Origin of the sequence: Haloarcula onubensis (assembly GCF_031624605.1) — an archaeon.
Taxonomy (GTDB): Archaea; Halobacteriota; Halobacteria; order Halobacteriales; family Haloarculaceae; genus Haloarcula; species Haloarcula onubensis.
Genome location: NZ_JAMQOS010000004.1, coordinates 146,412 through 159,860 on the forward strand (window position 1 = coordinate 146,412; position 13,449 = coordinate 159,860).

Consider the following 13,449-nt stretch of genomic DNA (forward strand, 5'->3'; position numbering starts at 1 on the left):
TGAAGCAACGACACCAACCTGTCCTACGCCAACCGCGCGGGTTTCAGACGGACCCTTGTGGGGTTGAAGCGCGTCCAGGCCGCGAAAGAGGACAAACCTATGGCGCGTTTCAGACGGACCCTTGTGGGGTTGAAGCACGCCGGGACGCTCTTTCAGTGGCCGGTCAGCAAGCGTTTCAGACGGACCCTTGTGGGGTTGAAGCACGCCGGGACGCTCTTTCAGTGGCCGGTCAGCAAGCGTTTCAGACGGACCCTTGTGGGGTTGAAGCTTTATCGGCCAACTCACGGGCGCGGACAATTTCGGTTTCAGACGGACCCTTGTGGGGTTGAAGCTACCGTTGTGCCGTTAACAGACCATTCAATATTACCAGTTTCAGACGGACCCTTGTGGGGTTGAAGCGCACGCAACCCGACGACGTGACCATCACCGGGCTGTTTCAGACGGACCCTTGTGGGGTTGAAGCGAGTGGGATGGGTCGGACTGGCTCTCAGACTTTGCCGGTTTCAGACGGACCCTTGTGGGGTTGAAGCCTGACCGAGCGAGACGACCAGACGCGCGAGTGGCAGGTTTCAGACGGACCCTTGTGGGGTTGAAGCGACGGCCGTCGCGTTACTGTCGGCCGAGAAGTTGAGTTTCAGACGGACCCTTGTGGGGTTGAAGCGAAGGACTGTACGCCCGCGCCCAGGGCGACGTCGCCGGTTTCAGACGGACCCTTGTGGGGTTGAAGCCGGGGTAGCGGTCCTTTATCGCCGTTCTGAGGGCATTGTTTCAGACGGACCCTTGTGGGGTTGAAGCTGAGTTAATTGAGTAATCGTATTGGTCGGCTGCAGTGTTTCAGACGGACCCTTGTGGGATTGAAGCGCTGGGTTCGACGCCGAGTTACCGGGAATCGTCGTCGAACGTCAGCCCGTCGCGCAGGTCCCGCACGTCGGACAGCAGCGCGTCGCGGTCGTCACCGGTCATCGTGACGTGGCCCATCTTCCGGAGGTCGTACACCTCGCGTTTGCCGTACCAGTGGAGGTGGGCGCGCTCGGTCGACAGCACCGCTTGCTCGCCGTGCATCACGGCGTCCTGGCGCTGGGTAACGTCGCCGAGGATGTTCGCGGAGACGCTCGGGTCCCGAAGCTCGGTCGTGCCCAGTGGCTCGCCCAGCACGGCCCGGACGTGCTGTTCGAACTGGGAGGTGTGACACCCCTCGATGGTCCAGTGGCCGGAGTTGTGCGGGCGGGGCGCGATTTCGTTCAGCAGAATCTCGTCGTCGCTGGTCTGGAACAGCTCGATGCCGAAGACGCCCCGACCGTCCATCACGTCCAGTACGTCCAGGGCCACCTCGCGGGCTCGCTCGCGGACCGCCGCGCTCGCTCGGGCGGGCGCGACGCTCTCGCGCAGAATCTCCTCGCGATGGACCGTCTCGGTCACGGGGAAGGTGTCGCGCTCGCCGTCACCGAGACAGCCCATCACCGCGAGTTCGCGCTCGAAGTCGACCATCTCCTCGACCATCGCGGGGCCGGCGATGTCGGCCATCGCGGCCTCGACGTCCTCGGGGCCGTCGACCGGGACGTTGCCGCGGCCGTCGTAGCCGCCGGTGCGGGCTTTCAACATCGCGGGGTAGCCAAGTTCCGCACAGGCCTCGCGCAGCTCCGCGGCGGTGTCGACCCCGCGGAACTCGGGGACCGGGACGCCCGCCTCGGCGAGCCGGCGTTTCTGGACCAGCTTGTCCTGGATGGTCCGCAGCGTCCCGGGCGCGGGGTGGACCGGCGTGTCCGTCTCCTCTGCGACCCGCTCCAGCACGTCGGGGTCGGCGAGTTCGATTTCGAACGTGAGCACGTCGGCCCGTTCGGCCAGCTCACGGAAGGTCGACTCGTCCTCGAAGCCGCCGACGAGCTGGTCACGGACCACCGGCGCGGCCGGGCAGTCCGGCGTCGGGTCCGCGACGACGAGTTCGACGCCAAGCGGCGCCGCGGCTTCACCGAGCATCCGTCCGAGCTGTCCGCCGCCGACGACGCCGACGGTCGGACCGGGTGAGGTTCGCGTCATAGGCGGCGGTTTCGCCGGTGACCGCTTAAGCCTTTGAGTTCCGGGCTCAGCCAGCAGTGCTGTTATCGACTACGGCCTCGTTCGTCCAGACCGTGAACAGGTTCCGGTCGCCGGTGGTGCGCATCCGGTAGGTGTCGCCCTCGTAGCCGGCCGCCCGGAGTCGGTCTTCGGGCACCGTCGGGTCGAAGTTCTGGGTGATGATGACCGGCGGCGGCTGCTGGCGCGCCAGGGAGGCGAGGTTCCGCTCCTCGTTCTCGCAGTCGACGTCCATCTCGCCCGCGGCGAAGTACCACGGCAGCGGCAGCGAGTTGTACCACATCAGGCAGGTGGGCTTGTTGTTCCGTGCGGACTCGTCCCACTTGTCCCGGTCCGGGCTGACGTAGGCGTTGTAGCGGTCGAACTGCTCGCCCGACTCCCCGTAGTAGACAACCACGTCCGTCGAGCCGTCGTTGGCCGCCGCGAGCCGTTCCATCTCCAGGAGTTCGCCCTTGAGTTCGGCGTTGGGCTGGGCGTACTGGACCAGTGGGTTCGAGTCCTCGGTCGTGTTCGTGTACACCTGGGCGACGCCCGCCTGGGCGACCAGCACGGACAGCGCGAACAGCACGAGCGCCGCGCTGGCGAAACTTGGGGCGTCACCCGTCGACAGCGACTGCGAGCCCCAGCGGAAGACACCGCCCAGCGCGACCGCCGCCGGCACCGCGAGCGGGACGACCATGTGGACGGCGAGCCACGGCGCGCCGATGTCGGTCCCCAGCGGGTAGCCGAAGATGGAGACGAAGCCCGCGTAGAAGCAGAACGGAATCAGGTGTCGGGGCGTCGTGACGCCCAGTCGGTCCAGGAGATAGCCCACGCCGGCCAGCACGGCCACCACCCGCGACCCCAGCATCAGCGCCCCGGTCGAGGTCCAGAAGTGCTTCGCGTACGTGTCCTGGGCTTTCTCCGTCCCCGGCTCTACCCAGTTGCCCCACTGGTCGACGACGCGGTCTATCGTGGCGTCGAGCATCGGGCCGAACAGCGACGGGTTCGTGACGCCCTCCCAGAAGCCGACGTAGCCGGGCGTGGTCGCCGCGATGGCCGGGTGGCTCTCGATACCGTCGATGCCGGCGCCGCGGGGCGCGTAGAAGAACAGCGAGACCAGCCCGAACAGGAGGACGGCGAGGACGAGGTGGCCGACGTAGGCCCCGGCGACCTGCCAGGCGGCGTCGTGGCGTCGTCGGAACCCCTGGACGATGCCGACGACCCGGCCCACGTCGCCTTTCACGCGGCCGACGACCCGGTCACGGACCGCCCCGACGGAAGGCGGCCCCCTGGCGAAGCGGACGGGACCGAACCGCTCGGGCACGACAGCGGTGGCGACATCGTTTGCCTGCCGGGGGAGCAGGAACCCGATGGCGTCGCGAAAGCCGTTCGGGAGCAGCAGAATCTTCGCCAGCAGGAGGCCGGTGGCGCCGAGCCAGGTCACGACGTAGACCAGCGCGTTCTCCTTCGACGCGAACCCGAGCGCGAGAAAGACGGCGGCGGCGTACATGTAGCGGGCCCTGCGCGTGTCGTAGAGCCGGACGAGCAGGGCGAAGGCGGTGAACATGAACGCCGCGACGAGCACGTCGCTGCGCATGAACCGCGAGTAGTAGACGAGCACGGGGTCAAGCGTAAAGAGCAGGGCGAGCGCGACGGTTTCGCTCCGGTCCAGATGCTCACGCAGGAGCAGCGCCGTCAGGGGGAGCAGCCCACCGACGACGGCCACCGGCAGTCGCATCGCGAAGTCGCCGGGCCCGACGAGCGCGAACAGCCAGCGGTCGACGTGTTGTATGAACGGCCCGTGGATGATGTAGCGGTAGGCGAAGTTGCCCGTCTCGCCGAAGTGCCAGGCCCAGTAGGCCACCCGGCCCTCGTCGAAGTGGGCCACGCGGGAGCCCAGGAAGACGACCCGGGCCGCGAGCGCGACCAGCGTGATGGCGACGACCAGTTTCACCGTCGCGTGGTCGTCGGTGTCGAGCCACGACGCGCCGCGGCGACGGACCTGCTGGAGGGACTGGAGCGGACTGCTGGACCGTTCCATGTCCGCCTCAAGACGAGCGGGGGTTAGAATCTTTCTGGTTTCCCGACACGGAACGGTAGTTCTTTACGCCCGAGTGTCCCCACAGCGGGTATGGTGCAGCTCGGACTGGTCGTCGCTCAGTACGACAAACACGGCGACGTCATCGACGCGATGCAGGAGTCGGCCCGCGCGGCCGCAGCCGATGCCGGCGCGGATATCGCCGAGACGCTCACGGTCCCGGGCGCCTACGACACGCCGCTGGCGGCCGACCGGCTGGCGCGGCGTGACGACATCGAGGCCGTCGCCGTGCTCGGCGTCGTCATCGAGGGGGACACGGACCACGACAAGGTCATCACCGACGCCGCCGCGGGCGGACTGACAGACGTGTCCCTGGAGCGGGACACCCCCGTCACGCTGGGCATCATCGGGCCGGGCATGAGCAAGGACGAAGCCGAGGCCCGGACCCACAAGGGCGGCTCGGCCGTCACGAGCGCCATCGAACTCGCAAAACTATGACTATGGACTTCGCTTCACGGGTCGGACGTGTAGAGCCGAGTGCGACACTCGCAATCAGCAACAAGGCCGCCGAACTGGAGGCCGAGGGCAAGGATGTCGTCGACCTGAGCGTCGGCGAACCGGATTTCGACACGCCGGAGAACATCAAGCAGGCCGCGAAAGACGCCCTCGACGCGGGCCACACAGGCTACACCTCCTCGAACGGGATCCCGGAACTGAAGGAGGCTATCGCCGAGAAACTCCACGACGACGGGCTCACCCAGTACGACGCCGACAACGTCATCGTCACGCCCGGCGGCAAACAGGCCCTCTACGAGATATTCCAGACTGTCATCGACGACGGCGACGAAGTCGCCCTGCTGGACCCGGCGTGGGTCTCCTACGAGGCGATGGTGAAACTCGCCGGGGGCTCCCTGACCCGCGTCGACACCGCGCCCCACGACTTCCAGCTTTCGGGCGCGCTCGACGACCTGGCCGACGCTGTCTCGGACGACACCGAACTGCTCGTCGTCAACTCGCCGGGGAACCCCCACGGCGCCGTCTACTCGGCGGAAGCGCTGGAGGGCGTCCGCGACCTCGCCGTCGAACACGACATCACGGTCATCTCCGACGAGATTTACAAGGAGATTACCTACGACGGCGTCGAGGCCGTCTCGCTCGGGACCCTGGAAGGCATGGCGGACCGCACGGTCACGCTCAACGGCTTCTCGAAGGCCTACTCGATGACCGGGTGGCGGCTGGGCTACTTCGCCGGGCCCGAGGAACTGGTCTCCCAGGCGGGCAAGGTCCACTCCCACTCCGTCTCCTGTGCGGTCAACTTCGTCCAGCACGCCGGCGTCGAGGCCATCACGAACACCGACGAGGCCGTCGAGGAGATGCGACAGGCCTTCGCCGAGCGCCGGGAGTTCCTCATGGGCCTGTTCGAGGACCACGGCGTCCACGTCCCCGAACCGCAGGGCGCGTTCTACATGATGCCCGAAGTGGTTCCCGGGGGCGACGACACCGAGTGGTGTGACGAGGCCATCTCCGAGGCCCAGGTCGCGACGGTACCCGGAACCGCCTTCGGGACGCCCGGCTACGCCCGTATCTCCTACGCCAACAGCAAGGAGCGACTGCAGGAAGCGGTCGACCGACTGGCCGAACACGACCTCATATAAAAAAGCTAACTGTTTTTGCGACGGGCTGCGGAGTGGCTGGTATGCCACGCAGACGTGCAGTGCTGTCGCTCGTGGCCGGGGGCGTAACCGCTGCGCTCGCCGGCTGTGGCGGCCCCGCCGAGGGAACCGAGCGCAAGTTCGGCCTGACGACGACCGGGGCAGAGGGCGTCCCCGGACAGGCGGTCGGTATCGAGTTGACGGCCCGCGGCGTCGGCGTCGTCACGTACCGCGTCGACGCCTTACCGCCGGTCTGGCAGGTGACACAGGGCGACTTCGACCCGGGACCGACCTCGGTCCGGGAGATGTACCCGCCGGAACTGCTGTGGGAGCCCCCTATCGGCACGGTCACGGGTTCGTTCATCGTCGAGATTCCACAGCAAGCCTCGCCCGGCGACTACTCGCTGCCGGTCGAAGCCCGCGCCGGCGACTCCGACCAGACGACCGTCTCGACGGCGGTCATCACCGTCGAGGGGCCGACCGAGACGCCGCCACAGCGCGAGACGAGTCGTGGCTCGCCGGCGCAATCGCCCGGCGGCCCACAGTCTCAGAACTCGACGAGCAGCCCCGCGCCCGGCAACGGCTAGTCGCTCCGCTCGGCCAGAATCCGGTCGATGATGCGCCCCGTCGAGAGCAGCCTGTCGGGGTCGTTCCTGTCCAGCGCGCTCGCCCGGCGAATCTCGCAGTCGATGCCCCGCTCCCCCAGCGCCGCCTGCAGGCGCTGCTCGTCGTGGTGCTGGTCGTACCCCAGCGCGATGATGTCGGGGTCGATGCGCTCGATGGGAACGAAGATATCTTCCGGGTGACCCAGGTGGGCCTCGTCGACGGGCTTCAGCGCCGCCACCATCTCGCGGCGCTGCTCGTCCGGAACCACCGGCGGTTCCTTGTGCGTGACGTTCCCCGACCGGGCGATGATGACGTGGAGTTCCTCGCCCATCGCGGCGGCGTCGGAGAGGTAGTGGACGTGGCCGGGATGCAGCAGGTCGAAGGTGCCCTGTGCGACGACGCGTCTCACGAGTCGAACTCCTCCTCTCGCAACTCCCGGTCGATGTCGTGCTGGTCGAAGTCGAAGAACGTCTCCTCGGGCGGGTCGATATCCAGTACCGGCAACTCGACCGGCTCGCCGTCGTTGTCGAAGGCCTGCCAGTCCTCGGGCCCGTACGGGTATCCGAGGATGATGTGGACGTCGCCGCGGCCGAACGTGGCCAGGTCGGCGTCGCTCGGCCGCAAGACGCCGTTGGGATGGGAGTGAATCGACCCCGCCGCTCGCATGTCGTTTGGCACCATGCTCGTCTTGACCGTCGCGCTCACGGGGTTGGATTCGGTCCCCGGGATGACCAGCACGTCCGTCAGGACGGTGCCGTCCCGGTCCAGACCTACCTTGCGGGCCTTGTCGCCTCGCAGCAGTCCCATGTACTCGTTCGGATGCGTGTCCTCGGACGCGGCCCGCGCGAAGTCCAGTGCGGACTCGGCGATGCCGAGAATCTCGCCCGAGCGAAACAGCCCCATGCTCGATGGGTGGTTCGGGCCGGTTCTAAGGGTTCCGCTCTAGGATTAGTGCGGGGTTTTACTGAGTCGAACCGTCGACGCACGCTGGACTGCCAGAAAGCCCCGAACCGTTCGGCTCGGGGGGCTCGCTGCGCGCCTCGCCTCCCGCCGGTCGGCTGCGGTGCCTACGTCACCCGCCGTCGCCGAGCGGTTCGCCCCTTTCAGTCCCGCCCGGACGGGTTGACCAACCGGCTACGGATGGGACTGAAAGGGGCGGCGGGCTGAACGAAGGCGGACGACGCAAGCACTGGACTGAGTGTAACGATGGAAGCGCGCAGCGAGTCCCCCGAGTTCAGCCCGCCGGGGCTTTCTGGCGGTTGGAACTGATGCCGTACATTCCGTCGGTCTGGACACCGGCGTTTCCTAGCCAGCGATTCCGAAGAGTACAAACCGGCGAGTGTCGAAATGACGGCAAATGTCTTCGCCAACTGGCACCGACGACGGTGCCGAGGCTCCCGAGGGGGGAGCCCTCGTCTACGATCTAGCGTCTGGATGTACCGCTGACGACGTCGAGGTCGGCTCTCGCTACCGCGCGACGGTCAACGGCGTCGTCGACTACGGGGTCTTCGTCGACCTCTCCGATGCCGTCTCCGGGCTCGTCCACGACTCCAATCTCGTGGGCACCTACGAGGAGGGCGACCAGCTCGTCGTCGAACTGGGCGAGGTCCGCTCGGACGGCGACATGAGCTTCGAGGAAGTCCAGGTCACGGAGTACGAGACCGAACACGTTCCCCACGGCACCGCCGCCGACGTCGACGCTCTCGCCGACGCGACCGGCGACACCGTCGTCGTCGAGGGCCAGGTCGTCCAGATAAAACAGACCGGCGGACCGACCATCTTCCAGGTGCGGGACGGCACCGGGGCCGTCCCCTGTGCGGCCTTCGAGGAGGCCGGAGTCCGGGCCCATCCCGAGGTCGACATCGACGACGTCGTCCGCGTCTCCGGTCGGGCCGAGGAGCGAAACGGCGGCGTCCAGGTCGAAGTGGACGCGCTTGCGCGCCTCGACGGCAACGAGGCGGCCGAGGTGGAGGCGACCCTCGACGCGGCCCTCGACGCGGCGGCCGAACCGGCCGATATCGACCCGCTGGTCGAGTGGCCCGCCTTCGAGAAGCTGTGGGACGACCTCCGAGAGGTCGCTACGGAGCTCCGCAGGACCGTCCTGGAGGGCCGCCCCATCCGGATGCGCCACCACGCCGACGGTGACGGCCTGTGTGCGAGCGTCCCCCTGCAAGTCGCGCTCGAACGGTTCATCGCCGACCACTACGAGGACGACGACGCGCCACAGCACCTCCTGAAGCGCCTGCCGAGCAAGGCGCCCTACTACGAGATGGAGGACGTCACGCGGGACCTCAACTTCGCGCTGGAGGACCGGACCCGCCACGGGCAGAAGCTCCCGCTGCTCCTGATGCTCGACAACGGCTCGACCGAGGAGGACACCCCGGCCTACCGGAACCTCCGTCACTACGACATCCCCGTGGTCGTCGTCGACCACCACCACCCCGACCCGGAGGCCGTCGAACCGCTCATCACCGAGCACGTCAACCCGTACCTCCACGACGAGGACTACCGCATCACGACGGGGATGATGTGCGTCGAACTGGCCCGGATGATAGCGCCGGCCCTCACCGAGGACCTCCAGCACGTCCCCGCCGTCGCCGGTCTCTCGGACCGCTCCGAGGGTGAGGCGATGCCCGAGTACCTCGAACTCGCCGACGAGCAGGGGTACGACGAGCGCGACCTGCGTGACATCGGCGAGGCGCTGGACTACGCGACCCACTGGCTGCGCTACAGCGCCGGCGAGCGGCTCATCACCGACGTGCTGAACGTCGACTGCGACGACCGACGGCGCCACGAGGAGCTCGTCGACCAGCTGGCCGAGAAGGCCAAGCGCGACGTCGACCAGCAACTCGACGCCGCCATGGACCACGTCGAGCACGAGCGCCTGGACAACGGCGCGCACCTCTACCAGATCGACGTCGAGAACCACGCCTACCGCTTCACCTACCCCGCGCCGGGGAAGACGACCGGCGAGATTCACGACGCGAAGGTCGCAGAGACCGGCGACCCAGTCATCACCATCGGCTACGGCCCCGACTTCGCCGTCCTCCGGAGCGACGGCGTCCGGCTGGACATCCCCCAGTACGTCTCCGAACTGACCGAGGAGGTCGACGGCGGCGGCGTGAGCGGTGGCGGCCACCTCGTCGTCGGCTCCATCAAGTTCGTCAAGGGGATGCGAGAGGAAGTCATCGACGCCCTGGTCGAGAAGATGGCCGACGCGGAGATAGACGAGGAACTGGCCAGTTCGACGGCGCTGCCCGACGACGTCTGAGGCGGCGGTACGTCTCCTGTGTTCTCAGGTCGCAAAGCGGACGCGCCGGGCCGCGAGGCCGGCGACGACCAAGGCGCCACCGACGGCGGCCGCGACGCCGAGCGGGACCGACGGCTTCCCGCCCGCCCAGTCGCGCTCGAACACGCGCCCGAAGTAGTCGGCGACCGCGGAACCGTACAACACGAGTACCACCTCGCGGTTACTGGTGGCGGCCTGCTCGTTCCAGTTCAGGCTGCCGAGTATCACGCGGTCGCCGTCGACGACGGCGCCCTTGGCGTGTATCTTCGCGTAGCGGTCGCCGGGGTCGGCAAGCTTCGCCGACAGCGGCGCGCCCGTCCGTTCCGCCCACGACTCGAACCGCTCGACGGTCCGCTGGTTCTCCTCGCTGACGTACCACGCGGAACTCAGCAGCAGGCGGACCTCGACACCGCGCTTGGCGGCCCGTCGGAGCGCCCGCATGAGCGGCTCGTCCCACCCGCCGACGGTCGGCTGTACCACGTCGATTGACTCCTCGGCGGCGTCGAGTTCCGCGACGAGCGCTCCCTGGGCGTTGTCGGGCGTCACCAGCAGTTCGGTCCGCTCGACGGGCACCGTCGTCGCGTCGAACTTCGACGGGTAACTGCCGTTGGCCGACTCGCCGCGCTGGAACGACCGCCCCTCGCGGTAGTCGTCCCAGGCGACCGCGTCGCGCCAGCCGGCGTCGGCGCGAAACGTCGCTGCGAGCCCGTCGACGACCCGCGACTGCGCCGTCCCCACGCCCCAGCCGCGGCTGCTCCGCCCGCCCGTCCCCGCCGGCTTCCAGTTCTCCGTCAGGACGACGGCCCGCTCGTCGGCCACGGCGTACTTCGCGTGGTGGTAGCGGTAGCGCGCCCGCGGCCCGGCGACGACGCGGACGGCGACGCCGGCGCCCTGCAGGCGGTCGAGCGTGCGGGCTTCGGCCCGCGTGCGTCCGCCGACCGGCTCCCCTTCGAGCAGCACGCGAACCGTGGCACCGCGGCGCTGTGCGGCTACCAGGGCGTCGGCGACACGCGCCGAGGAGAGCGTGTAGCCGGCCAGATACACGCGCTCGCTGGCGTTCCGTATCGGCGCGAGCGGGGCCTGCGGGGCGTCGGGGAGCGTGAACGCCCGGACCGCGCCGGCGCCGCCGGTGACGACGGGGCGGTCGGTCGCGCCGACCGGCCGCCAGCGGAGCGTCGACCCCGCGACGATTCCCAGTTCCCCCTCCTCGGTGTCGCTGTACCGAACGCTCGCGACGGTGGTGCCGTTCCGCCTGAGCGCGACGCTGTCGCCGCCGTTTGCCAGCGACGGGGCGCTGTCCAGCCCGACGACCGGATAGTCGGTCAGATTGCGGACGCTCTCGGGCGCGTCGGTCACCGCGACGCGGCCGCTCACCGTACGGTTCGCCAGCGGAGCCGACGTGTCGCCGTCGCTGACGGTGTAGCGGCCGAGGTCGGTCCCGTTCGGCACCGCGAGCACGACGAACTCCCCGCGGTCGCCGCTCCGGACGGGGTCGGGATAGATGGCGTGGATGGTGGGTCTGGAACGCGGTTCTCCGGCCGTCCGCCCGGCTGCTTGCGACCCGAGTTCACCGGCCGACGCGGTCGTCGGTCGGTCTACCGACCCAGTGGTGCCAGCGGCGGCCGGGAGCGGGCCGACGAACCCGGCGGTGACGGCACCACAGCAGACGAGCACGGCGAGGAGGACGCGGCGAAGTCGCATCGACGGGGCTGGCCCCGCCTTCGGTGAAAAGGGTTCGGCCTACGCGCCGGCGGCCTTCTCGGCCTCGGCCTGGACGAGGTACGCGCGGTCGTCGGTGTACTGGGCGGCCTCCTCGAGCGCGCTCTCGGTGCCTATCTGGCGCAGCGCCCACGCGGCGGAGGCGCGCACTTCGTCGCTGTCGTCCCCTTCGAGGACGTCGGACAGCGGCGCCACCGCGCGGGTGTCACCCAGCAGTCCGAGCGAGCGCGCGGCGACCGAGCGGACCTCGGCGTTCTCCGCGTCGAGTCGGTTCGCGACCGGCTGGACCGACTCCGGGCTGCCGATGGCGCCCAGCGCCCGCATCGTCACCTTCTGTAGCTTGGGGTCGCCGTCGCCGTCGATAAAGTCGTGGAGCGTCTCACAGGCATCGTCGTTGCCGATTTTCCCGAGTACCTTGATAGGGCCCTGGTTGCGCTTCTGGGCGAGCTGGTGCATCTTCTCGAAGGCGGGCTCGGCGTCGCTGCCGAGGTGATAGAAGATGTCGATGAAGTACTCCTCCATGAAGTCCGAGCCCAGCTTGTCGAACGCGTAGAGGACGATGTCGAGGTTCCCCTCCCTGGCGTGGAGCTTCGCGGCGTTCCACTCGGGCGGGAAGTCCTTCCGGTTCTCGTTGGTCAGGATGTCGTAGAAGCCCTTGGCGTCGAGCTGTTCCTGGACGGTGAGGTCGTCCCAGACTTCGGCGTCTTCCAGGTCCTCCTCTAGCCCTTCGGCGGCCGCCAGCAGGTCCGCGATAGTGTCGGTGTCCGCGTCTGGGTCCAGGTCCGCGTCCGCGACCGCGTCGGCGACCGAGCCGACGGCCTCGGCGGCGGCCTCGAGGTCCTCGCCCGCGTCCGCGTCCCGGTCGAGGAAGTCGGCTACCTCGTCGAGGAACGACTCGACGGCGGCGTGGGCCTGGTTCTCGCCTTTCTCGGTCCACTCGCTGTCGGTCAGCGTGGCCTGTGCGTCCTCGAGAATCCCGACGACGTCCTCGGCGTAGGGCCCGCGCTGGTCCTCGAGTTCGTCCCGCAGGTCCGAGAGCCGCGACTCTATCTCCTCGGCCGGGTCCTCGGCCTCGTCGTCCTCGTCGTCTTCGTCCGGTTCTGGCAGTTCCTCGACGTCGCTCTCGATGCTGTCGAGGCGCTCTTCGACGCTGTCGAGCGCGGCCTCGGTCTCGGCCGCTTCGAGTTCCGACTCGGCCTCGTCGAGGCGCTCCTGGAGGTCCTCGGCGGTGACCGTCGTGTCCGGCACGTCGCTCGTCTCCGCGTCGGCGTCGGCCGACTCGGCCGTCTCGTCGTCCCCGTTGCTCATGTACGGAGGTGTGTGTAGGCGGGCTAAGAGCGTTTTCCTTTCCGGACCGTCGCTCGCCCGAAACCGCATATCCTTAGGTGCGACCGCGCGCAGTCCGACCATGACCGCCGACAGCGTCCAGTCGATAATCGACCAGCTTCACGAGGAGGCCGAGATGGACCGTCCGAACGACGAGACACCCGATATCGGCATCGTCATGGGTTCGGATTCGGACCTGCCGACGATGGCCGGCGGCAAGGGGAAACGGCCGGGCGCGTACGCCGCCCTCGCGGACGAACTCGACTTCGCGGAACAGACCGACTACACCGACGCGCCCGAGGCGCGCTTTACCTTCGAGACGTTCGTCTGCTCGGCCCACCGGACGCCGGACCTGATGTACGCCTACGCGGAGACTGCGGAGGCCCGCGGGGTAGACGTCATCATCGCCGGCGCGGGCGGGAAATCGGCCGACCTGCCGAACATGACCGCGAGCATCGCGTATCCGCTGCCTGTCATCGGCGTCCCCGTCCAGGAGAAGTCCGTCGACTCCGTTATCGGGATGCCACAGGGCGCGCCCATCACCGCCGTCGACGCGGGCAAGTCGTTCAACGCCGCGCTGACCGCAGTCCAGATGCTCGCGCGCGAACACGACGAACTGCGCGACCGACTCGTCGCGTACCACCGTGGCCTCCAGGAGGGCGTCGGCGGCGTCTCCAGGGACCTCCACGAACTCGGGACGCCGGGGTTCAAAGACCAGTACTGGGAGTGAGCGCGCCCCGCCGACTGGGATAAGCGTCAGGCCT

At 68.5% G+C, this 13,449-nt stretch carries 11 protein-coding genes and 1 CRISPR repeat array (1 of these 12 cut by a window edge); of the genes, 5 read left to right on the forward strand and 6 right to left on the reverse strand.

Annotation, left to right across the window (positions count from 1 at the left end):
- A CRISPR array of direct repeats spans positions 1–861; the repeat unit is 30 nt; unit sequence GTTTCAGACGGACCCTTGTGGGGTTGAAGC; it begins 610 nt to the left of the window's first position.
- Between the two features lie 18 nt (positions 862–879).
- Both NDI86_RS12800 and NDI86_RS12805 read right to left on the reverse strand, forming a co-directional pair.
- The gene (locus tag NDI86_RS12800; RefSeq protein WP_310900829.1) at positions 880–2,037 is read right to left on the reverse strand and encodes a 5-(carboxyamino)imidazole ribonucleotide synthase; all 1,158 of its coding nucleotides are present in this window, start codon (positions 2,035–2,037) and stop codon (positions 880–882) included.
- A gap of 46 nt (positions 2,038–2,083) precedes the next feature.
- On the reverse strand, positions 2,084–4,096 hold the full coding sequence (locus NDI86_RS12805; protein ID WP_310900830.1) for a flippase activity-associated protein Agl23: 2,013 nt from the start codon (positions 4,094–4,096) through the stop codon (positions 2,084–2,086).
- Between the two features lie 90 nt (positions 4,097–4,186).
- On the opposite strand from NDI86_RS12805, the gene ribH reads away from it, so the two are divergent.
- The 3 genes from ribH to NDI86_RS12820 are packed head-to-tail and all read left to right on the forward strand — an operon-like array spanning position 4,187 to position 6,332.
- Positions 4,187–4,591 carry a 6,7-dimethyl-8-ribityllumazine synthase gene (ribH, locus tag NDI86_RS12810; protein ID WP_310900831.1) on the forward strand — a complete coding sequence of 135 codons (405 nt, stop codon included), beginning with the start codon at positions 4,187–4,189 and terminating at the stop codon, positions 4,589–4,591.
- Positions 4,588–5,748, forward strand: a complete 1,161-nt coding sequence (locus tag NDI86_RS12815) for a pyridoxal phosphate-dependent aminotransferase (protein WP_310900832.1) — start codon at positions 4,588–4,590, stop codon at positions 5,746–5,748. Before ribH ends, NDI86_RS12815 begins: the two co-directional genes overlap by 4 nt.
- A gap of 41 nt (positions 5,749–5,789) precedes the next feature.
- The gene (locus NDI86_RS12820; RefSeq protein WP_310900833.1) at positions 5,790–6,332 is read left to right on the forward strand and encodes a hypothetical protein; all 543 of its coding nucleotides are present in this window, start codon (positions 5,790–5,792) and stop codon (positions 6,330–6,332) included.
- Here the strand turns inward: NDI86_RS12820 and NDI86_RS12825 are convergent.
- Positions 6,329–6,760: an FAD synthase family protein gene (locus NDI86_RS12825; protein WP_310900834.1), complete on the reverse strand. Its 432-nt coding sequence runs from the start codon at positions 6,758–6,760 to the stop codon at positions 6,329–6,331. The two genes, NDI86_RS12820 and NDI86_RS12825, sit on opposite strands and share 4 nt — an antisense overlap.
- Positions 6,757–7,254, reverse strand: coding sequence for a Mov34/MPN/PAD-1 family protein (locus NDI86_RS12830; RefSeq protein WP_310900835.1), 498 nt, complete (start codon positions 7,252–7,254; stop codon positions 6,757–6,759). Before NDI86_RS12830 ends, NDI86_RS12825 begins: the two co-directional genes overlap by 4 nt.
- Before the next feature lie 454 nt (positions 7,255–7,708).
- Here NDI86_RS12830 and NDI86_RS12835 point away from each other — a divergent pair, with 454 nt between their 5' ends.
- A complete protein-coding gene (locus NDI86_RS12835) occupies positions 7,709–9,622 on the forward strand; it encodes a Hef-associated nuclease (protein ID WP_310900836.1) in 1,914 nt (637 codons plus the stop codon).
- 24 nt (positions 9,623–9,646) lie between these two features.
- Here NDI86_RS12835 and NDI86_RS12840 read toward each other — a convergent pair whose 3' ends face one another.
- Positions 9,647–11,341 carry a phospholipase D-like domain-containing protein gene (locus NDI86_RS12840; protein WP_310900837.1) on the reverse strand — a complete coding sequence of 565 codons (1,695 nt, stop codon included), beginning with the start codon at positions 11,339–11,341 and terminating at the stop codon, positions 9,647–9,649.
- A gap of 39 nt (positions 11,342–11,380) precedes the next feature.
- A complete protein-coding gene (locus tag NDI86_RS12845; RefSeq protein WP_310900838.1) occupies positions 11,381–12,667 on the reverse strand; it encodes a HEAT repeat domain-containing protein in 1,287 nt (428 codons plus the stop codon).
- 100 nt (positions 12,668–12,767) lie between these two features.
- Between NDI86_RS12845 and NDI86_RS12850 the strand changes: the two genes are divergently transcribed.
- Positions 12,768–13,415 (forward strand): AIR carboxylase family protein, encoded by a 648-nt coding sequence (locus tag NDI86_RS12850; RefSeq protein ID WP_310900839.1) that lies wholly within the window; start codon positions 12,768–12,770, stop codon positions 13,413–13,415.
- Positions 13,416–13,449: the final 34 nt, after the last annotated feature.